The sequence below is a fragment of the Bosea sp. (in: a-proteobacteria) genome, from assembly GCA_023910605.1.
Classification (GTDB): domain Bacteria; phylum Pseudomonadota; class Alphaproteobacteria; order Rhizobiales; family Beijerinckiaceae; genus Allobosea.
The window spans coordinates 693,715-718,055 of record JAAVVV010000001.1 but is presented as its reverse complement, the minus strand read 5'-3'; the positions used below and the strand labels follow the sequence as shown (position 1 = coordinate 718,055).

The 24,341-nt window shown below is 67.5% G+C and carries 25 protein-coding genes; 14 read left to right on the top strand and 11 right to left on the bottom strand.

The genetic code is table 11. From position 1 onward, the window contains the following. Positions 1–8: 8 nt before the first annotated feature. From HEQ16_03620 to HEQ16_03600, 5 genes are all read right to left on the bottom strand, one after another. The gene (locus HEQ16_03620; GenBank protein ID MCO4053147.1) at positions 9–1,178 is read right to left on the bottom strand and encodes an efflux RND transporter periplasmic adaptor subunit; all 1,170 of its coding nucleotides are present in this window, start codon (positions 1,176–1,178) and stop codon (positions 9–11) included. Between the two features lie 257 nt (positions 1,179–1,435). Beyond that, a complete protein-coding gene (locus tag HEQ16_03615; protein ID MCO4053146.1) occupies positions 1,436–2,977 on the bottom strand; it encodes a hypothetical protein in 1,542 nt (513 codons plus the stop codon). 2 nt (positions 2,978–2,979) lie between these two features. Beyond that, complete coding sequence (locus tag HEQ16_03610) at positions 2,980–3,729, bottom strand: ABC transporter ATP-binding protein (GenBank protein MCO4053145.1); 750 nt, start codon at positions 3,727–3,729, stop codon at positions 2,980–2,982. Between the two features lie 73 nt (positions 3,730–3,802). Then, positions 3,803–4,120, bottom strand: a complete 318-nt coding sequence (locus HEQ16_03605; protein ID MCO4053144.1) for a bacterioferritin — start codon at positions 4,118–4,120, stop codon at positions 3,803–3,805. Next, positions 4,120–4,620 (bottom strand): transcriptional repressor, encoded by a 501-nt coding sequence (locus HEQ16_03600; protein MCO4053143.1) that lies wholly within the window; start codon positions 4,618–4,620, stop codon positions 4,120–4,122. The genes HEQ16_03605 and HEQ16_03600 overlap by 1 nt, the downstream gene beginning before the upstream one ends. Positions 4,621–4,881: 261 nt before the next feature. Between HEQ16_03600 and HEQ16_03595 the strand changes: the two genes are divergently transcribed. The 9 genes from HEQ16_03595 (at position 4,882) to HEQ16_03555 (ending at position 12,702) form a co-directional block, all read left to right on the top strand. After that, the gene (locus HEQ16_03595) at positions 4,882–5,631 is read left to right on the top strand and encodes an SDR family oxidoreductase (protein ID MCO4053142.1); all 750 of its coding nucleotides are present in this window, start codon (positions 4,882–4,884) and stop codon (positions 5,629–5,631) included. 9 nt (positions 5,632–5,640) lie between these two features. Next, positions 5,641–6,855 carry an acyl-CoA dehydrogenase gene (locus HEQ16_03590; GenBank protein ID MCO4053141.1) on the top strand — a complete coding sequence of 405 codons (1,215 nt, stop codon included), beginning with the start codon at positions 5,641–5,643 and terminating at the stop codon, positions 6,853–6,855. Positions 6,856–7,007: 152 nt separating this feature from the next. Next, entirely contained in the window at positions 7,008–8,180 is a 1,173-nt protein-coding gene (locus HEQ16_03585; protein MCO4053140.1) for an ABC transporter substrate-binding protein, read from the top strand. A 167-nt stretch (positions 8,181–8,347) separates the two neighbouring features. After that, positions 8,348–9,268 carry a branched-chain amino acid ABC transporter permease gene (locus HEQ16_03580; protein ID MCO4053139.1) on the top strand — a complete coding sequence of 307 codons (921 nt, stop codon included), beginning with the start codon at positions 8,348–8,350 and terminating at the stop codon, positions 9,266–9,268. After that, the gene (locus HEQ16_03575; protein ID MCO4053138.1) at positions 9,265–10,263 is read left to right on the top strand and encodes a branched-chain amino acid ABC transporter permease; all 999 of its coding nucleotides are present in this window, start codon (positions 9,265–9,267) and stop codon (positions 10,261–10,263) included. The genes HEQ16_03580 and HEQ16_03575 overlap by 4 nt, the downstream gene beginning before the upstream one ends. Then, positions 10,256–11,032 carry an ABC transporter ATP-binding protein gene (locus HEQ16_03570; GenBank protein ID MCO4053137.1) on the top strand — a complete coding sequence of 259 codons (777 nt, stop codon included), beginning with the start codon at positions 10,256–10,258 and terminating at the stop codon, positions 11,030–11,032. Before HEQ16_03575 ends, HEQ16_03570 begins: the two co-directional genes overlap by 8 nt. Beyond that, positions 11,026–11,724, top strand: a complete 699-nt coding sequence (locus HEQ16_03565) for an ABC transporter ATP-binding protein (GenBank protein ID MCO4053136.1) — start codon at positions 11,026–11,028, stop codon at positions 11,722–11,724. Before HEQ16_03570 ends, HEQ16_03565 begins: the two co-directional genes overlap by 7 nt. Positions 11,725–11,772: 48 nt before the next feature. Then, a complete protein-coding gene (locus tag HEQ16_03560; GenBank protein MCO4053135.1) occupies positions 11,773–12,222 on the top strand; it encodes a cupin domain-containing protein in 450 nt (149 codons plus the stop codon). 78 nt (positions 12,223–12,300) lie between these two features. Beyond that, positions 12,301–12,702, top strand: coding sequence for a hypothetical protein (locus HEQ16_03555; GenBank protein MCO4053134.1), 402 nt, complete (start codon positions 12,301–12,303; stop codon positions 12,700–12,702). A 7-nt stretch (positions 12,703–12,709) separates the two neighbouring features. Here the strand turns inward: HEQ16_03555 and HEQ16_03550 are convergent, their stop codons facing one another. Further along, the gene (locus HEQ16_03550; protein ID MCO4053133.1) at positions 12,710–13,993 is read right to left on the bottom strand and encodes a flavin-dependent oxidoreductase; all 1,284 of its coding nucleotides are present in this window, start codon (positions 13,991–13,993) and stop codon (positions 12,710–12,712) included. 211 nt (positions 13,994–14,204) lie between these two features. On the opposite strand from HEQ16_03550, the gene HEQ16_03545 reads away from it, so the two are divergent. The 3 genes from HEQ16_03545 (at position 14,205) to HEQ16_03535 (ending at position 16,171) form a co-directional block, all read left to right on the top strand. Beyond that, on the top strand, positions 14,205–14,459 hold the full coding sequence (locus HEQ16_03545; protein ID MCO4053132.1) for a hypothetical protein: 255 nt from the start codon (positions 14,205–14,207) through the stop codon (positions 14,457–14,459). Between the two features lie 76 nt (positions 14,460–14,535). After that, on the top strand, positions 14,536–15,096 hold the full coding sequence (locus HEQ16_03540) for a LemA family protein (GenBank protein ID MCO4053131.1): 561 nt from the start codon (positions 14,536–14,538) through the stop codon (positions 15,094–15,096). A 28-nt stretch (positions 15,097–15,124) separates the two neighbouring features. Continuing rightward, complete coding sequence (locus HEQ16_03535) at positions 15,125–16,171, top strand: M48 family metallopeptidase (protein ID MCO4053130.1); 1,047 nt, start codon at positions 15,125–15,127, stop codon at positions 16,169–16,171. Positions 16,172–16,190: 19 nt separating this feature from the next. Here HEQ16_03535 and HEQ16_03530 read toward each other — a convergent pair whose 3' ends face one another. Beyond that, positions 16,191–16,964, bottom strand: coding sequence for an SOS response-associated peptidase (locus HEQ16_03530; GenBank protein ID MCO4053129.1), 774 nt, complete (start codon positions 16,962–16,964; stop codon positions 16,191–16,193). 75 nt (positions 16,965–17,039) lie between these two features. Between HEQ16_03530 and HEQ16_03525 the strand changes: the two genes are divergently transcribed. After that, positions 17,040–17,564 carry a hypothetical protein gene (locus tag HEQ16_03525; protein ID MCO4053128.1) on the top strand — a complete coding sequence of 175 codons (525 nt, stop codon included), beginning with the start codon at positions 17,040–17,042 and terminating at the stop codon, positions 17,562–17,564. Here HEQ16_03525 and HEQ16_03520 read toward each other — a convergent pair. From HEQ16_03520 to HEQ16_03510, 3 genes are all read right to left on the bottom strand, one after another. Further along, positions 17,542–18,525, bottom strand: coding sequence for a magnesium transporter CorA family protein (locus tag HEQ16_03520; GenBank protein MCO4053127.1), 984 nt, complete (start codon positions 18,523–18,525; stop codon positions 17,542–17,544). The two genes, HEQ16_03525 and HEQ16_03520, sit on opposite strands and share 23 nt — an antisense overlap. Positions 18,526–18,622: 97 nt before the next feature. Next, complete coding sequence (locus HEQ16_03515) at positions 18,623–19,537, bottom strand: S49 family peptidase (protein ID MCO4053126.1); 915 nt, start codon at positions 19,535–19,537, stop codon at positions 18,623–18,625. A 55-nt stretch (positions 19,538–19,592) separates the two neighbouring features. Beyond that, a complete protein-coding gene (locus tag HEQ16_03510; GenBank protein MCO4053125.1) occupies positions 19,593–20,468 on the bottom strand; it encodes a uracil-DNA glycosylase in 876 nt (291 codons plus the stop codon). A gap of 212 nt (positions 20,469–20,680) precedes the next feature. Between HEQ16_03510 and HEQ16_03505 the strand changes: the two genes are divergently transcribed. After that, positions 20,681–22,321 carry an electron transfer flavoprotein-ubiquinone oxidoreductase gene (locus HEQ16_03505; protein ID MCO4053124.1) on the top strand — a complete coding sequence of 547 codons (1,641 nt, stop codon included), beginning with the start codon at positions 20,681–20,683 and terminating at the stop codon, positions 22,319–22,321. 6 nt (positions 22,322–22,327) lie between these two features. On the opposite strand, the gene HEQ16_03500 is transcribed toward HEQ16_03505, so the two are convergent. Next, positions 22,328–24,313, bottom strand: coding sequence for a HAMP domain-containing protein (locus HEQ16_03500; protein ID MCO4053123.1), 1,986 nt, complete (start codon positions 24,311–24,313; stop codon positions 22,328–22,330). Positions 24,314–24,341 lie beyond the last annotated feature (28 nt).

Sequence of the window (24,341 nt, the reverse complement as noted above, 5' to 3'; positions counted from 1 at the left end):
CCGCTCCGTCAGCGCTTGGCTGCGGAGGGCCACCCGAGATCGGGCGGCACGGTCAGTTCGGTCGGCTGCGGCAGCACCTTGCCTCCCGGCCTCGCCCGCATGAGTCCGCTGACTATCACCCGATCCTCTGCGGTCAGACCGCCGCGGATGGCACGGAAAGCGCCCAGGCGCGGTCCCGCCTGCACCGGCTTGGGGGCCACGACGCCCTCGGCATTCACCGTCATGACGTAAGTGCCGGCAGCGGAGGTGCTGACTGCGGCATCCGGCACGATGAGAGCATCAAAGGGAAGCCCGACCGGCAGGCGGACGCGTCCGAACAGCCCGGGCGTAAGCCTGCCGTCGGGATTGGGCAGCACCGCGCGCACGGCCACGGTGCCTGTCGCGGCATCCACCTGCGCATCGACATAATTGACAACGCCGCGATAGCGGAACTCGGTTTCGTCCGGCAGCGCGACCGAGACCGGGATCTGCGGGGTCCCCCCAGGCCCTCCCACGACAAGCCGGCGGTAGTTCAGGTAGGTCGTCTCGTCCACGTCGAAGAAGAAGTAGATCGGATCAATCGAGAGGATCGTGGTCAGCAGGCTGCCCTGCCCCTGGGTGCCCGGGGCGACCAGGTTGCCTTCCGTGATCAGCTTTCGGCTTATGCGACCATCGATCGGGGCGCGGATCGTCGAGAATTCGAGGTCAAGCCTGGCGCTGGCGAGCGCAGCGCGGGCGGAGGCCAGGCTCGCCTGGGCCTCGAGGAAGGCCTGCTGGCTCGCCTGGAAGGTGGCATCGGTGATGTTGCCGGTGCGCTGAAGGGCGCGCGAGCGGTCGAAATTCGACTGCGCCAGATCAAGGCGGGTCTGTTGAGCGTCAAGCTGCGCCTGGGCCTGCGCGGCCGCCGCCTCGAAGGGCCGCGCGTCGATGACGAACAGCACGTCGCCGGCCTTGACGTTGCCGCCTTCGGTGAAAGGGGCTTTCTCGAGGAGGCCCGAGACGCGCGAGACCACCTGAACGGTTGCGGAGGCCTGGAAACGGCCCGTGAACTCGACCGTCTCCGTGACGTTGCGCATCACGGGCTTGGCGACCGTGACCGGCAGCGCCTGCGGGGGCCCTTGCTGGGCTGAGGCGGCGGCCGCATGTCCGATGGCTGCAGAAACGAGAAGAGCCCCTATTGCCCAGGATAGCCTCATCATCTTTTCCTCCGCACGATCACTCGATACGGCATCTAGAGTAGTTCCTGCTTGATACTCAATGGCAAACATCAATACGTTTTGGCCGTGCCGGAAAAACAGGGCCTCGGGCCGCCCTTCCTCTCCGTCTGCTTCAGCTGCGGGATGCCGCCTCGTGGTCCGGCCGGATGGGCGTCGCCAGCACGACCCGCGCCCCGCCGCGTTCGCCTGAGCGGGGTGAGCCCCCGGCCTGATCCGTCGCGGCGATCAGCGTGACCTTGTCAGGCCAGTTCGCGGCGGCGGGCGGCAAAGAGCGCGCCCATGGTGATCGCGACCAGCACGAGGCCGACGCCGCCGGCGAGGTATTCGCCCATCAGCAGGGGCCAGCAAGCCACCGCGACCAGGGTGAGGGTGGCCAGTTCCATGAGCGTGACCGTCACCGGGCTCTTCATGCGCCGACGGATCATGCCCGTGCGCGCCAGCCGCGACTGATGCCACAGGTTGACGAACATGGCGCAGAGAATGGCGAGGGCGGCCCCGGCGAAGCTGACCAGCCCGGTCCAGGCGTCGAACAGCATCACCAGCATCAGCGGCGGCGCGGCGAGGGCCGCCGCCAGCCAGGCGACGGCGGCGAGGCGCGCGCGCTGGCGCAGGCGGCCGTTGAGCGGAGCGGTCAGGGAAAGCTCGGACGCGTCGTCGCCCGACACCGCGATCCACGTCAGCCCGCCGGCGATCTGACCCGTGAGAACGATGAGGATGGGGGCGAGCGCGCTCGTGTCATTCGCCCCGGTCACCACGCGAAAGACGGTCACGATCACGATAGGCAGCAGGAAGATGCACTGCATCAGGATCTGTGACATCAGCCACGGATCGCGCAGTATGATGCGGCGCTCCTTGAGCATCAGCACCGCAAACGGCGAGCGGCCGAAGCTCGCCTTGCTGCGGTGCGACTTCATGGGGCCGGACGTGGCGGAGCCGGCCGCCAGCACCGCGTTGCGCACGAAGCTTTCGGCAAGGGCAATGAACATGAGGGCAGCGAACAGCCCCGCCAGCGCCAGCATGGCCGCAAGGGCTGCCGGATCGGTCGTCATCGCCCGCGCCGGCAGCGTGACGAGGCGCCAAAGCGGCGCCGCCTGGTCGGCGGCATAGGCCTTGATGAGCGCATCCCTGGGCCCGGGGCCGAAGATCGCGTCCCACTTCACCATGACGAGGACGAGGAGGCCCGCCAGCGCCGCCACGACCTGCGCCACCACCCGCATGCTGCGGACCCCGATGAGGCGCACCAACCCCATGGCAAGGCCGATGGCGAGGGCTGTCGCCATCAGCGCCAGCGCCAGCATGAGCGGCAGGCCGGCGAGCCAGTGCGCGCCGCGCTCCCAGGCCAGCAGGAGGATGAGCGGCGCGCCATAAAGGCCGGCCTTCGCCACGGTGAAGCCGAGCACGTTGAGCGCCCTGACCAGGAGCACCGTGCGGGGAGACAAAGGCGCCGAGAAGAGCAGATCATAGTCGCCGCGCGCATAGAGCGCATGGGCCGCCGAATCGAGCGCGGCCGAGACCATCAGCACGAAGATGAAGGCGAGGTTGATGGTGAGCATGATGCGCACGCCGGGATCTGCGGGATCGAGCGCGCCAGCGTCGAGCAGCAGCATCTGCGCCACGCCCGTGATGATGAGGAGGATGACGGCGATGACGCCGCCGATGCGCCAGGGGCGCGACGGACTGGCAGGGCCGGCCATATCCATCAACCCGCGAAGGGCAAGCCGTCCCTCATGGGCGAGGACCACGCGGGTCGGCCCGCTCATGGACGGGAGAAGGCCTGGCATGATCAGGCGGCCTCGTCGCGGTCGACGATATCGAGGAAGACATCCTCGAGGGTGGATTCCGGGGCGGCGCCGGCGCCCCGCAACTCCGCCATGGTGCCTTCGCGGACCAGTCGGCCGTTTCGGATGATGCCGATGCGGTCGCTGAGCCGTTCGGCGACCTCGAGGATGTGGGTGGTCAGGATCACGGTGACGCCACGGCGCACGCGCTCCTGCAACAGGCCCTTGACATGCCGCGCCATCGAGGCGTCGAGGCCGGTCAGGGGCTCGTCGAGGATAAGAAGCTCGGGCTCGTGGATCAGCGCGCCTGCGAGCGCCACCTTCTGGCGCATGCCCTTGGAGAAGCCCTCGCAGCGCTGGTCAGCAACCCGCACGAGATCCAGCGTGGCCATAAGCTCGTCGCGCCGGCGAACCGCCAGCGCCGGCGCGACCTGCCAGAGCCCTGCGACCAGTTCGAGATACTCGACCGGCGTCAGCTTGTCATAGACCATGGGCTCGTCAGGCAGCCAGGCAACCACGCGCTTGGCGCCCACGGGATCGCGAAGGCGGTCGACGCCGCATATGGCGATGTCGCCGGCATCGGGGGCCAGAAGCCCGGCCACGATGCGCAGCGACGTGGTCTTGCCAGCGCCATTGGGACCCAGAAGAGCGTAAAGCTCGCCGCGACGCACGGTCAGATCAAGCCCGTTCACCGCCGTGAAGCCGCCGAAACGCTTCACCAGCCCCCGCACAACCAGAGCATCTAATCCGTGCATCCTGCCGATCCCGCCTTGACGGGCCCTTATACGGCATGAAGGGTGACGAGCCGGTTAAATGCAGATGCCGGATTCAGCTGGCCTGCACGCCGGCTCCGCCGAACGCAACGCGCCCCTGCCGCGATGGCGCGCCCAAGGACGCCAACCCGCCCTCGTCATTGGCCACATCGGCGCCGCCCTCGCCAGGACAGGCGGCACAGCCCACCGTGCAGCCGGTGAAGCCAGCCTCGACCAGGATTTCGCGGACAGCGCTGGCGCAGCAGCCGCATTGCGGCGCGCAGCCCAGGCAGCGCTGCACCTGCGCCGGCGTGCGGGGCATGACGACATGCTCGCGCGCAAAGACCGACAGCACATCGGCCCTGGTCAGGACATTGCACTGGCACACGATCATCAGCCGCGCTCCGCGTCGGGCTCGATGCGCGCGAGGCGCACGACGACATCGACGCCCACGATGCGGAAGCCCGGCGGCGCCTCGGGAACCGGGCCGATGGCGATCCCCCCATCGGGCACGTCGAAGACAAGATCCTCATCCTCGACGACGAAATGGTGATGCGAGCCGGTGCAGGTGTCGAAATAGGCCTTGCCCGAACCGACATGGACCTGCCGGAGAAGGCCGGCTTCGGAGAACTGCCGCAGCGTGTTGTAGACGGTGGCGAGCGACAGCGCCGCCCGAGCCCGCGTGGCCTCGCCGTAGAGATCCTCGGCCGAGACGTGGCGGTGGCCCCTGGCGAACAGAAGCCAACCCAGAAGGATGCGCTGGCGCGTCGGGCGCAGGCCCGCCACCCTCAGCCGTTCGCGCACGGCGCTGACTGGGCAGCCGCCTGCCCCGGCGCGGCCGCCGGGCTGGTGAGCCGCGCTTGCCTTCACCCAGGATGCCAGATGCGCGTCCATATCGACCTCGCAGATTAGAATGAATAAAAACTGATATCTTTCAGTACTTTAAGCGCTAGCGTGCTGCACCGTCAACCCCAGGCCCGCATCCTGCCTGTGACAAGCACGCGCGGGTTTGACCCCGATCAACCCTCTGGCCGGCGCGTCGTCAGGCTGGCGCCCCGGCGCGAAGCGGCGCTTCCCACCGCGCCCGAGCCAAGGCATGCTGCGTGACAGCTTAACCGTCAGCGCCCATGGGCAAGACGGCGCAGGGGAGCCAACATGACGTTCAGCCTCAAGGGACGGACCGTGCTGATCACTGGCGCGTCTTCGGGGCTTGGAACCCATCTCGCGCAGGTGGCGACCAGCGCCGGCGCGCAGGTGGTGCTGGCGGCGCGGCGGCTGGACCGGCTAGAGGCTCTGGCCGGGGCGCTGGCGGCGCAGGGGCACAAGGCAAGGGCATTGTCCCTCGACGTGACCGACGAGGCTTCCATCGCCGCCTGCATCGCGGCGGCCGGGCCGCTCGACGTGGTCGTGAACAATGCCGGCATCGCCGGGCCACAGGCTGCGGTCGATGTCAGCGCCGCCGCCTTTGACCGCATCGTCGACACCAATCTGCGCGGCTGCTTCCTCGTCGCCGCAGCGGCCGCGCGCAGCCTGATCGCGGCGGACCGCGGCGGCAGCATCATCAACATCGCCTCGATCCTCGGGATGCGCGTGGCGGGGGCGGTGGCGCCCTACGCCATGTCGAAGGCGGGCGTGATCCAGATGACCCGCGCGCTCGCGCTCGAATGGGCGCGCCACCGCATAAGGGTCAATGCAATCGCGCCGGGGTACATGCGAACCGCCATAAACGATGATTTCTTCGCATCGGCCGCCGGCGAGGCGCTGGTCAAGCGCGTGCCGATGCGCCGCCTCGGCGAACTCGAAGAGCTTGACGGGCCTTTTCTCCTGCTTGCATCGCAGGCATCTTCCTTCATGACGGGCTCCGTCATCGCGGTCGATGGCGGCCATCTCGTCTCCTCCCTGTGAGCGCTGGCCATGGATTTCACGCTTCCCCCCGAGATCGACGCCGTCCGGCGGCGCACGCGCGCCTTCGTCGAGACCGAGATCATGCCGATCGAGGCTGACCGCACAAACTGGGATAGCCATGACAACATCGCGCTGCCCGCGCTGGAGCGCCTGCGCGCGAAGGCGCGGGTGGCGGGGCTGTGGTCGCCCCAGGCGCCGCAGTCTGCTGGGGGCATGGGACTTGCCGTTGTGGGCTGGGCGGCGATGTACGAGGAGGCAAACCGCTCGATCTTCGGGCCCGTGGTCTTCAACTGCGCGGCGCCGGACGATGGCAACATGAACATCCTCGCCAAGGTCGGCACTGCGGCGCAGAAGGAGCGCTGGCTCAGGCCCATCGTCGAGGGCCGCGTACGTTCGGCCTTCGCAATGACCGAGCCGCATCCGGGCGGGGGGTCGGACCCCGCCATGATCCGCACCCTTGCGGAGAAGACCAGTGCCGGCTGGGTGATCCGCGGCCGCAAATGGTACATCACCGGCGCGGCCGAGGCGGCGCATTTCATCGTGATGGCACGGACCTCGGACGATCCGCGCAAGGGCCTGAGCGCCTTCCTCTTCCACCGGGACCAGCCCGGCTGGCGTATCGAGCGGCGCATTCCGATCATGGGGCCCGAGGAGCATGGCGGGCACTGCGAACTCTCCTTCGACGGGCTGGAGGTGGCCGATGAGGACGTGCTCATGGGGATCGGCGACGGGCTGAAGGTCACGCAGATCCGGCTGGGCCCGGCGCGCCTGACCCATTGCATGCGCTGGCTCGGCCTCGCCAAGCGCTCCATGGAGATCGCGCAGGCCTATGTCTCGGTGCGCGAAGGCTTCGGCGTGAAGCTCAAGGACCGCGAAAGCGTGCAGATCAAGCTGGGCGAGGCGGCCTCCGACATTCAGATCGGGCGGCTGCTGGTGATGCACGCCGCCTGGAAGCTCGATCAGGGCGCGAAGGCGCGCAAGGAGATCTCCATGGCCAAGGTTCATGTGGCGAACGCGCTGCACCGCTGCGTGGACATGGCCATCCAGCTCAATGGCGCGCGGGGCTACTCGCGCGACACGGTGCTGGAATGGATCTACCGCTATGCCCGCCAGGCCCGGCTCGTCGATGGTGCCGACGAGGTGCACCGCATGGTGCTGGCCGGCCGCTATGGCGAGGAAGGCGGCGATTTCTGGCACTGGGGCGCAGGCGATCTCGCGCCTTGATGGCCAGCATCGCACGGCGGGGCTTCACAGCCTCGATATTTCAAGCTTAAAATACTTCCGTGGGACATTGTCGGGCGCAGAGGGACGCGACATAACGAAGCGCGGGCGCGGCGCCGGTTACCAGGAAAACAGGTTCGCAAGGGAGATTGTCGATGGTTCTCAACTGGAAGACGCTGGCGACAGCGGGGGCGCTCGCGGCCATGATCGGTGCCGCGCAGGCCCAGGAAAAGCTCAAGGTCGGCATCATGGTGACGCTGTCGGGCCCCTCGGCGGTGCTCGGCCAGCAGGCGCGTGACGGCTTCCAGCTGGCCGTGCGGCAGATGGGCGGCAAGCTCGGCGGCCTCGACACGGAACTGGTGGTCGTCGATGACGAGCTCAAGCCCGATGTGGCGGTGACCAAGGTGCGCGGCCTCATCGAGCGCGACCAGGTCAATTTCGTCGTAGGCCCGATTTTCTCCAACGTGCTTCAGGCCATCCACAAGCCCGTGGTCGAGAGCAACGCCTTCCTGATCAGCCCCAATGCCGGCACGTCGAACTTCGCGGGCGCGCAGTGCCATCCGAATTTCTTCGTGACCTCCTACCAGAACGACCAGAACCATGAGGTTCTGGGCAAGCATGCGCAGGACAAGGGCTTCAAGCGCGTCTTCCTGATGACGCCGAACTACCAGGCGGGCCGGGACTCGATGGCCGGCTTCAAGCGCCACTTCAAGGGCGAGGTCGTCGCCGAGCTCTACACGCCGCTCGGCCAGCTCGACTTCTCGGCCGAGCTCGCGCAGATCGCCGCGGCCCGCCCGGACGCCGTCTTCACCTTCATGCCCGGGGGCATGGGCGTGAACCTCGTGCGCCAGTATCGCCAGGCGGGCCTCGCCAACATCCCGTTCCTCAGCGCCTTCACGGTGGACGAGTCCACGCTGCCCGCGCAGCAGGATGCGGCTGTCGGCTTCTTCGGCGGCGCCAACTGGGCGCCGAACATGGACAACCCGCAGTCCAAGGCCTTTGTGGCCGCCTATGAGGCTGCCTTCAATGCCGTGCCCGGCACCTACGCCATGCAGGCCTATGACGCGGCGCTGATGATCGACGCCGCGATCAAGGCGGCGGGCGGCAAGGTCTCGGACCGGAACGCCGTGCGCGCCGGCCTGCGCAAGGCCGACTTCAAGTCGCTTCGCGGCGACTTCAGGATCGGCGTCAACGGATTCCCGATCCAGGACTTCTACCTCGTGCAGGCCGCCAAGCGCCCGGACGGCAAGTTCCAGACTGAAATCCGCGAAAAGGTGTTCGACGATTACGTCGACGTCTACGCCAAGGACTGCAAGCCCGCCGGCTGATGGCCTTCGCGCCAGACGTCGCGCCCCGCGATGGCATCCGGAGGCGGCCCGGGCGGCTGCGGATGGACCTTGCTTCGCGGGGGCGACGGATGGACCCGTTCCGCCGCCGATGGCGCGCCGGGGATGGCGCCTCAGACATATCCGCAGACTGAGGACACGTGGCGGCGATGACCTTTTCGCTTTTCCTGATCCAGATGCTGAACGGGATGCAGTTCGGCATCTTGCTGTTCTTCATCGCCGCAGGGCTGACGCTCGTGTTCGGGGTGATGGACTTCATCAACCTCGCCCACGGCGTGCAGTACATGATCGGCGCCTATCTGGCGGCGATGTTCACGGCGCTGACGGGCAACTTCTTCCTCGGGCTGATGCTGGCCCTGCCCTCGGCGCTGCTGTTCGGGCTGCTGCTGGAGTTCCTGGTGTTCCGGCATCTTTACGCCCGCGACCACCTCGATCAGGTGCTTGCCACCTTCGGCATCATCATCTTCCTCAACCAGGCGGTGAAGGTAGTGTGGGGGGCGGCGCCGCTCTCGGTGCCGGTGCCTGACATCCTGTCGGGCACGGTCGTGCTGCTCGACGGGGTGCTCTACCCGGTCTACCGGCTCGCGCTGATCGGCTCGGGTCTCGCCATCGCGCTCCTGCTCTACATCCTCGTCACCTATACACGCATCGGCATGCTGGTCAGGGCCGGAGCCGCCAATGCGCCCATGGTGTCCGCGCTCGGCGTCGACATCTCGAAGCTGTTCATGGTCGTGTTCGGCTTCGGGGCCATGCTGGCGGGCTTCGCCGGCGCGATGGTGGCGCCGATTCTTTCGGTGGAGCCCGGCATGGGCGACAACCTGCTCATCCTCACCTTCGTCGTCATCGTGATCGGCGGCATCGGCTCGATCCGCGGGGCCTTCATCGCCGCGCTGCTGGTCGGGCTCGTGGACACGCTGGGGCGCATCTTCGGCCCCTTCCTGCTGCGCATGATCATGGACGGCTCGGCCGCGAGCCAGACCGGCCGCGCGCTGGCGCCCATGCTGATCTACATCCTCATGGCGGCGGTGCTGTTCTTCAGGCCGGCGGGCCTCTTCCCGGTCCGCAAATGAGCGCGCCGGTGCAGGACCGCCCAAGCCTTGCCGCAGCCACGCCAGCCCATGGGGCAGGCTTCCTGCGGCGCGAGCGGCTGCCGATCGTACTGTTCTCGCTGCTGGCGCTGGCGCCGCTGGCCGCGACGCTCGGACCGGAAAGCTACACGCTCAGCCTCGTAACGCGCGTGATGATCTTCGCGCTGGCGGCGCTCTCGCTCGACCTGATCCTCGGCTATGGCGCGCTGGTCAGCCTTGGCCATGCGGCCTTCCTCGGCATCGGGGGCTATGCGGTCGGCATCCTGGCCTCCCATGGCCTCAACGACGCCAGCGTGCAGCTGCCTGCCGCGCTTCTCGCCTCCGCGCTGTTCGCGCTTGCCACGGGCGCCATCTCGCTTCGCACCAAGGGCGTGTACTTCATCATGATCACGCTCGCCTTCGGGCAGATGGCCTTCTTCTTCGCAGTGTCGCTCTCGGCCTATGGCGGGGATGACGGGCTTACGCTCAGTGCGCGCAGCCGGCTCTTCGGCTTTTCCTGGCTGGCCAGCGACCGGGCGTTCTACTTCGTGGTGCTGGGGCTCCTGCTGGGCTGCTATGTGCTGGCCCGCGCCATCGTGGCCTCGCGCTTCGGCCGGGTCATCCGCGGCGCCAGGGAGAACCCCGTGCGCATGGAGGCGATAGGCTTCTCGCCCTTCCGCTACCAGCTTGCCGCCTATGTCATCGCCGGCATGATGTGCGGGCTCGCCGGCTTCCTGCTGGCCAACCAGGCGGAGTTCGTCGCCCCCGCCTACATGTCGTGGCAGCGCTCGGGCGAGATCCTTGTGATGGTCATCCTCGGCGGGCTGGCTTCGCTCCACGGCGCGATCATCGGCGCGGCCGCCTTCCTTCTGCTGGAGGAGATCCTGTCGGGCTACACCGAGCACTGGAAGCTGATCTTCGGCCCGTTCCTCGTGCTGGTGGTGCTGTTCGCGCGCGGGGGCCTGCTCGGGATCATCAAGGGGACGCGCCGTGGCTGACGCTCCCGCGATCGAGCTCATCGACCTGAACAAGGCCTATGGGGCGCTGAAGGTCACGGACCATGTCTCGCTGCGCGTGCCGCATGGCGAGCTTCACGCCATCATCGGCCCCAACGGCGCGGGCAAGACCACGCTGATCCACCAGATGTCAGGCCTTGCGCCCTCCGATTCAGGCCAGGTTCGCCTGGCGGGCGAGGATATCTCGGCCCTGCCCATGGCGGCGCGGGTGCGCAGGGGCCTCGCCCGGTCCTTCCAGATCACCTCGATCATCCCGGGCTTCTCCGTGCTCGAGAATGTCGCCCTGGCCGTGCAGGCGCGGATCGGCACCTCCTTCCGCTTCTTCGGCGACGCTTCGGCGGAGGCGCAGCTCAACCGCCCCGCGCTGGAGATCCTCGCAACGGTGGGCCTGTCGCCGCGCGTGGCGCTGCCCGCTGGCCTGCTCTCGCATGGAGAGAAGCGCCAGCTCGAACTCGCCATCGCCATCGCCACCGACCCCAAGGTGCTGCTGCTGGACGAGCCGCTGGCCGGCACGGGCCCCGAGGAGAGCGAGGCCGTGATCGCCCTGCTGAAGCGGCTCAAGGGGCGCTACACCATCATCCTGATCGAGCATGACATGGAGGCGGTGTTCGCCCTGGCCGATGCCGTGTCCGTGCTGGTCTATGGCCGGATCATCGCCAGCGGCCCGCCGGCGGCCGTGCGCGCCGACCCGGCCGTCCGCGAGGCCTATCTCGGCGAGGAACAGATCGGCGGAGACGCTCCGCCATGCTGACGGTCGAGGGGCTGCAGAGCGCCTATGGCGAAAGCCAGGTGCTGTTCGGGGTCGATCTGGCGGTCGGCGCGGGCGAGGTCGTCACCCTGCTCGGACGCAACGGCATGGGCAAGACCACCACGATCAAATCCATCATGGGCCTGCTCAAGCCCAGGGCCGGGCGCGTGACGCTGGCAGGAGCCGATGTCACCGGGGCGCCCCCCTACCGCGTGGCGCAGCTCGGCATCGGGCTGGTGCCGGAGGGACGGCAGGTCTTTCCAACCCTGACCGTGGAGGAGAACCTCATCGCCACCGCCGCCGCCCGCCATGGCCCCGCGCGCTGGACCTTGCCCGGCATCTACGCGCTCTTTCCCCGGCTGAAGGAGCGGCGCGGCAACATGGGCAACCAGCTTTCCGGCGGCGAGCAGCAGATGCTGGCCATCGGGCGGGCGCTGATGACCAATCCGCGGCTCATCATCCTGGACGAGGCGACCGAGGGCCTGGCCCCTCTCATCCGGCAGGAGATCTGGGCCTGCCTCGCCATGCTCAAGAGCGAGGGCGAATCCATCCTCGTGATCGACAAGAACGTGGACGCGCTGGCGCAGCTCGCCGACCGCCATGCCGTCATCGAGAAGGGCCGCATCGTCTGGACCGGCACATCGGCCGACCTGATGGCCAATCCCGAACTGAAGGACCGCTACCTGCACGTCTGAGATCTGCAAGGCAGGCATCTGCATCGTTGCAAGCAAAGGAAGCCCATCATGAAGCTCAACCCCGGGATCACCCGCGCCGGCGACGGCATCGACGGCATCGCATGGAACATTCTGGGCCAGACCTACGTGCCCAAGGAAGTGTCCGAGCACTCCTTCGCCTGGCACGCCACTTTTCCGGCCGGGACCTTCGTGCCCCCGCACATCCATCCCACACAGGACGAGTTCATCTACATGCTCGAAGGCGAGCTGGAACTCGTCATGGACGGGCGCGAGATGAAGGCGGGGCCGGGCGATCTCGTGAAGATGCCCATGGGCATCCCCCACGGCATCTTCAACAAGAGCGGCGAGACGGTGAAATGCCTGTTCTGGGTGGCGCCGACCCGCCGCCTCTATGACCTGTTCTGGGCCATCCATTCCATGACCGAGCAGAACCCGGCCGAGGTGGTGGCGCTGTCGGCGCGCCACGAGGTCGATTTCCTGCCGCCGCCCGAGGCGTGATCGACGCCAACGCGTCCCTATGGTTTCCAAAACAACCCTTTGGGATACCTCGCCATAGGGAATGCGGAGGGGCGAATCTTGACTGTTCTCCGAATTCACGACCTTGTTGAAGGCCGCCATGTCTTGGCTGTCGATCTGCATCATTTGCTCGACCTTCTTGGAACCCGCGCTCTTCATTCGATGTGGGAGGTGGATCCGGTCGATGACGAGCTAATGATTGCGGGCGAAGAAGCCGCCGATGAACTCGAAGAGATTGCGGCATGGAAAGGACGGGTTTCCGGGGTTTTGTTGTCGAGACTTGCCCATGCTGTGCACCAGGTTATCTGGGGAGAGTTTCGAGGCCTTGAGGAGCAGAGCGCCCAGACTTGGGTGATCATTCGAGCCATCGACAGCACCTGCTACGAGGTCGAAACGGAGGATGTGAGCATCCTCACTCTCGTTAGAGAGACGTTCAAGGATGTTCGCGAGGCCAGTCAGTGACTTCGCTTCAGCTCGCCTTGCGGTTCACCTGGGTCAGCGCGAAGCCGGCCGTGCCGGCATAGCCGCGCACGATCGCCTTGCGCTCGTCATGGGAGAGCACGCGGTCGATGTCGGCGAAGCCGGCCGGGGCCAGCTTCTCCACCTCGTCGATCACGCGCTCGGGCCCGCCCTTGCGGTTCAGCGCCACGATCTCGGCCGTCTTCGGCAGCCGGTCGGCCTCATAGGCCGCGAGCGCCTGATAGGGGTGCTCGGCGCGCGCCAGATGATCGGCGAGCGAGCGCGCATCGAGGATGGCCTGGCTGGCCCCGTTTGACCCTACCGGATACATCGGATGGGCCGCGTCGCCCAGGAGCGTGACGCGGCCATGGCTCCAGCGCGGCAATGGATCGCGGTCGCACATCGGGTATTCATAGAAGGCCTCGGTCGAGCGGATCAGCTTGACCAGATCGAAGCCGGGAATCTCGTAGCGGCGCGCATAGGGCAGGACCTCATCAAGCCGCCCACGCCGCGACCAGCTTTCCTTGCCGGGCGGATGCTCGGTGTCGCTGACGCGGGCGGTGACGACCCAGTTGGTGAGCCTCGTCCCGGGCGTCTTGCCATTGCCGATCGGGTAGAGCACCAGCTTGGCGCCCATGCCGCCGGCGATGATCATGGACCGCCCCGACAGGAAGGTGGGGAAATCGGCCGCGCCGCGCCACATCATCACGCCGTTCCAGCGCGGCAGGCCCTGCTTCGGCGCGTAATGGCCGCGCACCACGGAATGGATGCCATCCGCGCCCACCAGAACCTCGGCGCGCACCGTCTCGCTGCCCGCCCCGTCGAGGCTGTCGACGAACTGGGCCGTGACGCCGCCATCATCCTGGATGAAGCCGGCGAGCTTGCGTCCGGTGCGGATCGCGCCCGCGCCAAGCCGCTCGACCACCGCATCGTGGATCAGCTTCTGCAGCCGGCCCCGATGGATCGAGAATTGCGGCACATCGAAGCCGGCGGCGAGGCCGCGCGGCTCGCGCCAGACGGTCTGGCCGGAGCGGTTCATGTAGAGCAGCTCATGGGTGCGGATGCCGGCTGCATCCAGCGCCGGCAGCAGGCCGAGATCGGCCAGTTCCTTGATGGCATGGGGCAGCGTGTTGATGCCCACACCAACCTCCCGCACCTCGCTGGCCTGCTCGTAGATGGCGCAGGAGATGCCACGGCGGTGGAGCATGAGCGCCAGCGTGAGCCCGCCTATGCCCGCGCCCGCGATGATGACCTTGACTCTCGATGGCGCAAGCCCCGGAGGCGCCGCCGGCATTGCGGCCACGACGAGAGCGATGGCCTTGCCATTGCCATTGCCGTTGCTCTTGCTCTTGCTCTTGCTCTCGCTCTTGCCGGCCTTCTTGTCCTTGCCCACGGATTTGCCCATCGTCCTGCCCTCTGATCCCGGATGGCGCCGAGGCTGCACTGTGCCGGTTCCCGGGCTGGCAAAGCAAGCGCTGCTTCGCAACAGGCTTTCCGCAGTATCTTTGGCCCATTCATCCGAGCGCGCGGATCGCATCCGCGATGACGGCGCCGGGGCCGTGATCCCGGGCGGGGCGGGACTGATCGGGATAGCGGCCATGATCCAGCCCCGGCTCGACATGGCTGTGATCTGCTCCAACGCCGCCGGCTTCCGGGCCGCCGCCGGCAGGCGCAGCGACATGACCACCGACGCGGTGGAAAGCGCAGGGCTCTCGCCCGGCCTGACGCACATGCCGGCGCAGGGCCGCGCCCAACCTTGAGCGCCTTGTGGCCCCGCCCTTGCGCTTGGGGGCCATCAAGGGCATGTTCCGACCCCGTTGAACAGAAGGGGCATCCATGTCTGGCTGGATCATTCTGGCGATCATCGCCGCGGTCGGCGGCTATCTGGTGATGGCCTATAACGGCATGGTGGCCTTGCGCCGCAGGGCTGATCAGGCCTTCGCGGACATCGACGTGCAGCTCAAGCAGCGGCACGACCTCATTCCCAATCTTGTCGAGACCGTCAAGGGCTATGCCGCGCACGAGAAGGAAACCTTCGACGCTGTGATCAAGGCGCGCAACGGCGCGACCGCAGCTAGCGGACCCCAGGCCCAGGCCGCCGCCGAGCAGCAGCTTTCAGGCACCGTGGGCCGGCTCCTCGCCCTGGCCGAGGCCTATCCGGACCTCAAGGCCAATACCAACTTCCTGAAGCTGCAGGAGGATCTGGGCTCCGTCGAGGACAAGCTCTCGGCGGCGCGGCGGTTCTTCAACAATGCGGTGGGCGAATACAACGCCCAGATCGAATCCGTGCCATCCGTGTTCTTCGCAGCGAAGTTCGGCTTCCTGCCGCGCGAGTTCTTCGATGTGGGCGCGGATAAGCGCACCCAGCTCGAGGCCGCGCCGACGGTGAAGTTCTGACAGGGCCGCAACCCGCCCGGGGGCTGCCATGATCGGCGAGGCGTTCGGTCTGTACACCCATATCCGCAACAATCGCATCCGCTCGCGGCTGCTGCTGGGCGGGCTGTTCCTGCTCACCTACCTCGCCGGCTTTGGCGGCATCCTGGCGGCGACCGGCTTCATGCACATCGAGCGCGGAGCCAACCCTTTCGACATCGCGCTCGGCCTCTTCTTCGCGGCCTTTCCCTTCCTCACGCTTGGCGTCGTGGCCTGGATCTTCATCGGCTACCAGGCCAACGTGGCCCTGATCGGCACGGTGACGGGCGCGAAGGGGCTGGAGCGCAGCCAGGCGCCACAGCTCTACGGGATGCTGGAGAAACTTTGCATCTCGCGCGGGATGACCATGCCAAGGCTGATGATCATCGAGGACGGCGCGCTCAACGCCTTCGCCTCCGGGGTCAATGAGCGCCAATTCACGGTGACGGTCACGCGCGGCCTCATCGACACGCTCGACAAAGCGGAAATCGAGGCGGTGCTGGCGCATGAGCTGACCCATATTCGCAACGGTGACGTAAAGCTGATGGTCATCGCCGTGGTGATCGCGGGCGTGCTCTCCTTCCTCAGCGAGATCGTCTTTCGCAGCGTGCGCTTTTCGGGCTCGTCGTCGCGCCGCTCCTCGGGCGGCAAGGGTGCGGGCGCGGCCATCATCATCGGCCTGCTGATCATGGCGCTGGCCGGAATCCTGGCCGCAGTGATCCGCTTCTCGCTGTCGCGCTCGCGCGAATATCTTGCCGATGCCGGGGCGGTGGAACTGACCAAGAACCCCGATGCGATGATCTCGGCCCTGCTCAAGATCTCGGGGCGCGCCGACATCGCTGGCGTGCCGTCGGGCGTGATGGACATGTGCATCGAGAACGATCCTGACGACATGTCGGACCTGTTCTCAACCCATCCCTCGATCTCCAAGCGCGTTCAGGCGCTGGTCAAGACCGCAGGCGGACGCCTGCCCCCGCAACTCGCGGCCATGGGCGAGCGGCCGGACCTGCCCTCGATCATCGAGGCGCGCGGCCCCTGGGGTCCACGCCCGCAGGCGTGACGCGACCCTCCCGCAGCCTTCAGAACAGCGAACCCTGCCCGCCTTCGCCGTCGGCTCCGCCAGCGCGGCGACGCGCAGGGCGCGGCGAAGGTTCTGCAGCAGGCGCAATCCGAGCGGCCACCATAGCGGCGGGCGCCCAGGGTTCCTGCAGTGCGGGGCCGTCATTGGCGACCTTGTTCACGGCCGGGCCGACGCGCAGCATCTCAAGGCTGTCGTCATCGGGCGGCTGCAGGAGCCGATGCGCGGCGTCGGGCGTCGTCTCGGGATCGAGCCAGGCATCATGCCGGTCCGGCTCGAGGATCACCGGGCAGCGATGGTGGATGGCGGACATCAGGCCATTGGCATGGGTGTTGAGCAGCGCCACGGTGTCGATCTCCCCGCCATCGGGCTCGATCCAGGTTTCCCAGATGGCCGCGAAGGCGAACAACCCGCGATCGGGCCTGCGGAAGAGATAGGCGCGGTTCTCAGGGCCGACCTTGCACCACTCGTAGAAGCCATCGGCCGGCATGAGGCAGCGCCGGCGCATGAAGGCCGCCCGGAAGGAGGGCTTCTCCCGCGCGGTCTCGGAGCGCACATTGATGACGAGGGGAAAATCCTTCGGGTCCTTGACCCAGGACGGCCTGAAGCCCCAGCGCATCAGGGTGAAGGAGCGCTGGCCGTGCCCGGAGCGAAGCACCGGAACGGGCTGGGTCGGCGCAATATTGTAGCGCGGCGGGAAGTTCGGCTGTTCGGCATGACGAAAGAAGGCCCGAACGGCCTCAGGCGGCAGGATCAGGGCGTAGCGCCCGCACATGGTCAGGTTCCTCCGGCCTGTCGATCAACGATGGCGTGAAAGCATTTGTTTCAGGGTTTGTGATTTCTGTCCTGCATGAGTTCCAAAGCCGGCGATACGGAGCTGCCCAGCCCGAACCTCCACGAGCCCGACCGGTTCGTCGAGGCGGCGGCGCTCTCCACCGACTACCTCAACCATTTCGCCGAGGCTCTGATGCTCATGGAGATGGCGGCGGACCATCCCTTGCTGGTCCATGAACTCGCGAACTGGACGCCGACGACCTATCTCGCGCATTTCGACGATTCCGGCCTGCGCTGCGCCGATGTGGCGCTGGCGGCCTATCACGAACTCGACGCGGCCTCGCGCAGGGCTTTCGAGGCGCTGTGCAGCGCCATGGACCGGCTTGTCGCCACCGTCGTCCTGACGCTCGACGAGATCAAGGACCCGGCCGAAGCGCTGCCCATCGTCATGATCGCGGCCGCGGCCTTCCGCAATCTCCTCGCCCGGGCCACCGGATTCATCAACTCGGGCGGCGACATGGCCTGCGCGGCCTATGACAAGGTCGAGCTTCAGGACGTGATCGACCGCATCATGAGCGTCAGAGCCAGCGCTTGTGCTTGAAGAAGGTGTAGGTGCCCACGGCCGAGGCCACCATCATCCCCAGCGCCATCGGATAGCCATATGACCATTCGAGTTCCGGCATATTCTTGAAGTTCATGCCGTAGGATGAGGCGATCAGCGTGGGCGGCAGGAAGATCACCGCCGCCACCGAGAAGATCTTGATGATCTTGTTCTGCTCGAGGCTGACCAGACCCAGCGTGGCGTTGAGGATGAACTGCACCTTGCTGCTCACGAAGCTGGCGTGGTCCTCGATCGACTGCACGTCGCGGATGGCGCTGCGCCACTCGGCCTGAAAACCCGTGCGCCTGGAAGGCCGCTCGTAATTGGCCTGCATGAAGATCAGGATGCGCTCAAGCGACACCATGCTTTCGCGCACGTTGGAGATCAGCGCCGCCTGCCGGCCCAGCTTGCGGATGACGCCCTGATAGCCGCCCGTGCGCTCGAGCTTGCGGCTCTCGCGCTCGAACACGGAGCGCGAGAGCTCCTCGGTCTGGTCGCCGGCCCGGCCCAGGATTTCCGCCGCCCTGTCGATCACCGCCTCGACGATGCCGTCCAGCACGGCCTCGGGCTGGCGGCCGCAACCTGCCGGCTTGACGGCGCGCTGGGCGAACATGGCGAGGGAGCGCGGCTCATCATAGCGCACCGTGACGAGGGCGGTGGCGGTGAGGATGAAGCTGAGCGGCACCAGCCGGGGCTGCTCGCTCTCCGACTGGCAGAGCACCCGCGCTGTCATGTAGCGGGCATCATCCTCGGCATAGATGATTTCCGAAGGTTCCAGATCCTGCATCTCCTCACGCGTGGGGATGGAGATCTTCAGGAAGGATTCGACGAGTTCGTCCTCGGCGCGCGTCGGCTCGAGCATGTCGATCCACAGCGCATCGGGCGGAAGCGCCATGCCCGGCGCAAGCACCACCCGGTCGAGGCCGAGGGTGTCGCGGGAGGGGGAATGGACGATGATCATGGCAGGCTCCGGGCACGCTGCGCCTTCACGGCGCTCGCACCATCATCGCGTGACAGCGCGATGACAAGCGCCAAATGCACACCGACGGGCAGAAGCTTCAGAGGCCGAAGCGGCTCCAGAGCGCCTTGGCTTCCAGCGCCCCGATGACATGTCCGGGATCGACGAGGCCCTGCGGCGCGTCGCCATGCGCGCCCGCCCCGGCAGCCAGCGAAGGCAGCAGGCGGCGCAGCAGGCCGCCGCGGCTGGGGTCGGGCACGAGCCTGAGATCGACCTCCTCGCCAAAGCGCGCGCGCATCACCGAGCGCATGTCGTCCAGCCCGTCGATGAGGCCAAGCTCCCGCGCCCGGCGTCCGGTCCAGTAGGCGCCGGTGAACAGGTCCTCGGCTGTCTCGACCAGCCGCGCGCCGCGCCGCTCGCGCACCAGCGCGATGAAGCTGTCATGCACATCGGCCTGCAATGCCTTGAGCCGGGCGATGTCATCCTCGCGCTCGGGCAGGAAGGGATCGAGCATGGCCTTGGACGAGCCGGCCGTGTAGACGCGCCGCTCCACACCGATCTTCTCGATGAGGCCGGCGAGGCCGAAGCCAGAGGAAACGACGCCGATCGAGCCCACCATGGAGGCTGGATCAGCGAAGATCTCGTCTGCCGCGCAGGCCAGCATGTAGCCCCCCGAGGCCCCCACATCCTCGATGAAGGCGAAGACAGGGCGCCTGGTCTCCTCGGCCAGCGTCCGGATGCGCCGGAAGATCAGGTGCGACTGCGCCGCGGCGCCGCCGGGCGACTTGACCAGAAGGGCGACGGCGCAGGCATCCTCCGCCTCGAAGGCGGCCTCGATCTGGCCGGCGAGCCCCGCCAGCGTCAGCGCGCCCCGGGTGGGGAACGACATGCCGATCGGCCCGTAAAGCCGCAGGACAGGCACGAGGGGCCTCGTCTTGCGCAGCTTCTCCGGCAGGAAGCGGGGCGGGATGAAGGAGAGCGGCGACTTGCGCCGCGACAGGATCTTGGTGGGCATCACCCGATGATGGGGACCGCGGCCCCGGCCCGCAAGGCCGCGCCGGCTCATGACCTCAGCGCGGCAGCGCCTCGCGCGGCGGCAGCGCGTCCAGCGCCCGGCGCAACGCCCGCAGATCCGCCCAGGCCTGACGCTTGGCGATGGGATTGCGCAGCAGGTAGGCGGGATGCAGCGTCGGCAGCGCGGGGATCGTCCGCCCATCCAGCTCAAGGCTGCGCCACTTGCCGCGCGACGCCATGATCCCGGTCAGGCCAAGCAGCGCCTGCGCCGCCGGGCCGCCGAGCGTGACGAGGATGTCAGGGGCCGAGAGCGCGATCTGGCGCAGGACGAAGGGCCTGCACACCATCATCTCCTGCGTGGTCGGCGTCCGGTTGCCGGGGGGGCGCCAAGGCACGATGTTGGCGATGTAGACATGCTGGCCGCGATCGAGCCCGATCGCGGCCAGCATCTGGTCCAGCAACTGGCCCGACACGCCCACGAAGGGCAGGCCCTGCCGGTCCTCGTCCGCGCCGGGCGCCTCGCCCACCAGCATGATGCGCGCGCCGGGCTGGCCATCGGCGAAGCACAGGTTTTTGGCCGTCGCCTTCAGGGCGCAGCCCTCGAATGCCACCATCGCGGCCCTGAGCTCATCGAGAGTGCGGGCGCGGTCCGCCAGCATGGCCGCGCTGCCGGCCGCCTCGTCCGCACTCATGGCGGCGCCGGCGAGAGCCAGGCGCGATGGCTCCGGCGGCGCAGGCGCGCCGCGCTGCAGGCCGGGCCTTGAAGGCGGCGTGCCGGCGCTTGCGCCGATGACGACAGCCGGCGCCGCAGCGGCTGCGGCCGTGAAGCGGTCGATGGCCTTCTCCTCAAGCGCGCAGTCCACGCCGGCATCGGCGAAGAAGGCGAGGATGTCGGCGAGCGTCGCTGGCTCGATGCGGTCGGTGGCGGCCATGCGCCATCTTAACGCCTTGGCGACCCCATGTGAACCGCCGCAAGGCCGGTGCGACGCGGGCAGGGCTTGCGCGGCTTTCGCTCATCGCCCAAACACAAGGCCAAGAAAGACATGGAAATCGAAATGGTTCATATATAAACCATCAGGGCTGCGTTGCGCGGCGAGATGGTCCGGGAGTGGACGAGATGAACGATTTGCCCGAACGCGAAGCCATGGACTACGATGTCGTCATCGTCGGCGCCGGCCCCGCCGGCCTTGCCGCGGCGATCCGGCTCAAGCAGCTTGACCCGGATGTTTCGGTCGTCGTGGTCGAGAAAGGCTCGGAAGTCGGAGCGCACATCCTCTCCGGCGCGGTGATCGATCCCATCGGGCTCGACCGGCTGCTGCCCGACTGGCGCAGTGCGCCCGACCGGCCGCTGACCACCGAGGTCAGCGAGGACAGGTTCTATTTCCTCGGTCCCGCCGGCGGCATCCGCCTGCCCAATTTCGCCATGCCGAAGCTGATGGACAACCACGGCAACTTCGTGGGCTCGCTGGGCATGGTTGCGCGCTGGCTGGCGCGGCAGGCCGAGGCGCTGGGCGTCGAGATCTATCCCGGATTCGCGGCCGCCGAGATCCTGCATGACGACAAGGGCGCCGTGATCGGCGTGGCCACGGGCGACATGGGCATCGCGAGGGATGGCAGCCTCAGCGAGCGCTTCACGCGCGGCATGGAGCTGCGCGGCAAGTACACGCTGTTCGGCGAGGGCGTGCGCGGCAACCTCTCCAGGCAGCTGATCCGCCGCTTCGATCTGCAGAGGGATCGCGACCACCAGAAGTACGGCATCGGCCTCAAGGAACTCTGGCAAGTCGATCCGTCGCGGTTCCGGAAGGGGCTGGTGCAGCATTCCTTCGGCTGGCCGCTGGACCAGCGCACGGGCGGCGGCTCCTTCCTCTATCACTTTGACGATAATCTCGTTTCGGTGGGCTTCGTGGTCCATCTCAACTATGAGAATCCGACCCTTTCGCCCTTTGACGAGTTCCAGCGCTTCAAGACCCATCCGATGGTCCGCGACGTGTTCGAGGGCGGCAAGCGGCTGTCCTATGGCGCGCGCGCCATCGCGGAAGGGGGCTGGCAGTCGGTGCCGCGGCTGACCTTCCCGGGCGGGGCGCTGCTCGGCTGCTCGGCCGGGCTCGTCAACGTGCCGCGCATCAAGGGCAGCCACAACGCCATCATCTCTGGCATGCTTGCGGCCGAGCATGTCGTCGCGGCGCTGGCGCAGGGCCGCGCCCATGACGAGGTCAGCGGCTATGAGGAGGCCTGGCGCTCTTCCGACATCGGGCGCGACCTCAAGCCGGTGCGCAACGTCAAGCCGCTCTGGTCACGCTTCGGCACCGTGGGCGGGGTGATGCTCGGCAGCATCGACATGTGGATGAATGCGCTGACCGGTTTGTCGCCCTTCGGAACGATGAAGCACGGCAAGGCCGACCATGAGAGCCTCAAGCCGATCGACCAGGTGAAGCACCTGACCTACCCCAAGCCGGATGGTGTCGTGAGCTTCGACAAGCTGTCCTCGGTGTTCATGTCCTCGACCAACCATGAGGAGGACCAGCCGGCGCATCTCAAGTTGATCGACCCGTCCGTGCCGATCACCCAGAACCTGCCGCGCTATGGCGAGCCGGCGCGGCTTTACTGCCCTGCGGGTGTCTATGAGGTGGTCTATGGCGATCCGGCGGCGAAGACCGATCCCCGCTTCGTGATCAACGCGCAGAACTGCGTGCACTGCAAGACCTGCGACATCAAGGACCCGGCGCAGAACATCGTCTGGGTCACGCCCGAGGGCGGCGGCGGGCCCAACTACGCCACGATGTGAGGCGCGTCAGGAGGCGCGCACCGCGTCATTGCGCACCCGGTCCACAAAGACGGCGACATCGTCCGCCAGCCTTGCGGCGATGGCGCGCATGTCGTCGGCGGTCTGTCTGACCTCGCGCGCCACCTCGTCGGCTGCCTGGGCGGCATGGGCGGTGTCGCGCACGGAGCTGAGATTGAGGCTGGCATCCTCGGCGAGCATCGCCATGGTCGAGGCGATCTCGATCACGGTGGCGTCCTGCTGGCGGATCGCGGCGGACATCTCCACGGCGATCTCGCGCATATCGAGCACGACGCGGCTCATGTCGTGGATCGATCCTGACATGTTGTTCGCGCCGCTCTGGATCGCCTCGATCTTGCGGCCGATCTCCTCGGTGGCGGACTGGGTCTGGGCGGCGAGCGTCTTCACTTCGGCCGCCACGATAGCGAAGCCGCGGCCCGACTCGCCCGCCCGCGCCGCCTCGATCGTGGCGTTCAGCGCGAGCAGATTGGTCTGGCTGGCGATCTGGCGGATCAGGGTCACGACGTCGCCGATCTGGCTCGAAGTCGCCAGAAGGTCGCGCATGCGCTGCTCGGTCTGGTCGACCTGCAGGATTGCGCCATCGGCGGCGCTGGCCGCTCGGCCGGTCCCCTGAGCGATCGCCGCGATGGTCGAGCTCAGCTCTTCCGTGGCCGAGGCAACTGTCGTGATGCGGCTCGTCATGGTCTCGGTCGCATCCTGCGCCATCCGCGTGCGCTCGGTGACAACCTGGGATGCACGGTCCAGGTGTTCCGATGAGGCGCCGAGATTGGCGCCGGCCTCGCCCAGGCCCGAGAGCACGGCGCTCACCGCCTTGTCGAACTGGCCGACCGCAGCCGCGACCGAAGCGGCGCTGCGGCCACGCTGCTCGGCCTGATGAACCACAGTCTCGCTCATGCGCTGGCGCGCCAGCATCGCATCGCGGAAGATCGCGGCGGCCCGCGTCATCGCGCCGATTTCGTCGTGCGCGTCCTGGCCATGCAGCTTCGCCTCGGCTTCGCCGCGCGCGATCCGCTCCATGGCGAGGCGCAGCTGCTCGAGAGGCTCGCTGATCGAGCGGATCACCAGCAGCGCCAGCAGCAGGCAGCCCAGAAGAAGAACCAGCGCGCCGAAGGCTGCCGCCGATTCATCGCGCGCCAATTGCGCCGCGCTCTGCTTGCGGTGGCTGGAGATGATGGTCTCAGCGCCGTCGCGGATCGTGTTCAGCGGCTCGTGCAGAAGCGTCAGGGCGTTCTCGACCTTCAGCATCTCGCCATCGAGCGCGCGCACTGCCGCTGTCCAGGCCGACAGCCCCTCGGCATGGCGGCGCAGCGCCGGGGCGAGGCGCGAGCCAACCACTGGCGCTGCCTGGATCGCTTCGACGAGGCGCAGCATGCGGTCGCTCTCGCGCGTCAGCTCCGCCTCGACGGCCACGTCGCGCTCGACCATGAGCTGATGCATGCCGCGGATCATCGCCTGAACCCCGGTCGCCAGGGGCTGCATCTCGGGCATCCCGGTCGCCAGCGCCGCGCGTACTGCGCTTTCGAGCTCAAGCGTCGCCGCCGCAAGCTCGCCGCGGAGCCCCGTATTGCGGGTCGAGCCCACCACAGCCTGGACATGCTGCACGCTGTCGATTTCAGCCCGGATGTTCTCAAGGCTTATCTGCAAGTCGAAGAGCTGCGGAACCAGCGCACCCTCGGCCTGCGCGCGGGCGCGCTCGACGATGACGATCACGGCGGCAAGCGAGGACTTGAAGCGCTCGCCAAGATGCTCCATCGGCAGATGCGCGAATTCAAGGAAGCGGGCCTCGCTGCGCGCCAGCTCCGCCCCGAGCTCGAGAATTGAACGGCGCATTTCCTCAAGCCGCATGGTCCGGGCATCATGATGCAGCCACATGCCGCGCGCGTGCAAGGCGAAGGCGGAGACCGTGACCACGGCGGCAAGGCCGATGGCCGCAAGCAGCGCGATTCGCGCAAAGACAGAAATATGCCGCAACATCTTGCACGTCACCCGGATATCTGCCGGC

Bases quoted from the DNA above. Each gene is read 5' to 3' on its own strand.
- HEQ16_03620 (MCO4053147.1), bottom strand. From the start codon at position 1,178: ATGATGAGGCTATCCTGGGCAATAGGGGCTCTTCTCGTTTCTGCAGCC.
- HEQ16_03615 (MCO4053146.1), bottom strand. From the start codon at position 2,977: ATGCCAGGCCTTCTCCCGTCCATGAGCGGGCCGACCCGCGTGGTCCTC.
- HEQ16_03610 (MCO4053145.1), bottom strand. From the start codon at position 3,729: ATGCACGGATTAGATGCTCTGGTTGTGCGGGGGCTGGTGAAGCGTTTC.
- HEQ16_03605 (MCO4053144.1), bottom strand. From the start codon at position 4,120: ATGATCGTGTGCCAGTGCAATGTCCTGACCAGGGCCGATGTGCTGTCG.
- HEQ16_03600 (MCO4053143.1), bottom strand. From the start codon at position 4,620: ATGGACGCGCATCTGGCATCCTGGGTGAAGGCAAGCGCGGCTCACCAG.
- HEQ16_03595 (MCO4053142.1), top strand. From the start codon at position 4,882: ATGACGTTCAGCCTCAAGGGACGGACCGTGCTGATCACTGGCGCGTCT.
- HEQ16_03590 (MCO4053141.1), top strand. From the start codon at position 5,641: ATGGATTTCACGCTTCCCCCCGAGATCGACGCCGTCCGGCGGCGCACG.
- HEQ16_03585 (MCO4053140.1), top strand. From the start codon at position 7,008: ATGGTTCTCAACTGGAAGACGCTGGCGACAGCGGGGGCGCTCGCGGCC.
- HEQ16_03580 (MCO4053139.1), top strand. From the start codon at position 8,348: ATGACCTTTTCGCTTTTCCTGATCCAGATGCTGAACGGGATGCAGTTC.
- HEQ16_03575 (MCO4053138.1), top strand. From the start codon at position 9,265: ATGAGCGCGCCGGTGCAGGACCGCCCAAGCCTTGCCGCAGCCACGCCA.
- HEQ16_03565 (MCO4053136.1), top strand. From the start codon at position 11,026: ATGCTGACGGTCGAGGGGCTGCAGAGCGCCTATGGCGAAAGCCAGGTG.
- HEQ16_03560 (MCO4053135.1), top strand. From the start codon at position 11,773: ATGAAGCTCAACCCCGGGATCACCCGCGCCGGCGACGGCATCGACGGC.
- HEQ16_03550 (MCO4053133.1), bottom strand. From the start codon at position 13,993: ATGCCGGCGGCGCCTCCGGGGCTTGCGCCATCGAGAGTCAAGGTCATC.
- HEQ16_03540 (MCO4053131.1), top strand. From the start codon at position 14,536: ATGTCTGGCTGGATCATTCTGGCGATCATCGCCGCGGTCGGCGGCTAT.
- HEQ16_03535 (MCO4053130.1), top strand. From the start codon at position 15,125: ATGATCGGCGAGGCGTTCGGTCTGTACACCCATATCCGCAACAATCGC.
- HEQ16_03530 (MCO4053129.1), bottom strand. From the start codon at position 16,964: ATGTGCGGGCGCTACGCCCTGATCCTGCCGCCTGAGGCCGTTCGGGCC.
- HEQ16_03525 (MCO4053128.1), top strand. From the start codon at position 17,040: ATGAGTTCCAAAGCCGGCGATACGGAGCTGCCCAGCCCGAACCTCCAC.
- HEQ16_03520 (MCO4053127.1), bottom strand. From the start codon at position 18,525: ATGATCATCGTCCATTCCCCCTCCCGCGACACCCTCGGCCTCGACCGG.
- HEQ16_03515 (MCO4053126.1), bottom strand. From the start codon at position 19,537: ATGCCCACCAAGATCCTGTCGCGGCGCAAGTCGCCGCTCTCCTTCATC.
- HEQ16_03510 (MCO4053125.1), bottom strand. From the start codon at position 20,468: ATGGCCGCCACCGACCGCATCGAGCCAGCGACGCTCGCCGACATCCTC.
- HEQ16_03505 (MCO4053124.1), top strand. From the start codon at position 20,681: ATGGACTACGATGTCGTCATCGTCGGCGCCGGCCCCGCCGGCCTTGCC.
- HEQ16_03500 (MCO4053123.1), bottom strand. From the start codon at position 24,313: ATGTTGCGGCATATTTCTGTCTTTGCGCGAATCGCGCTGCTTGCGGCC.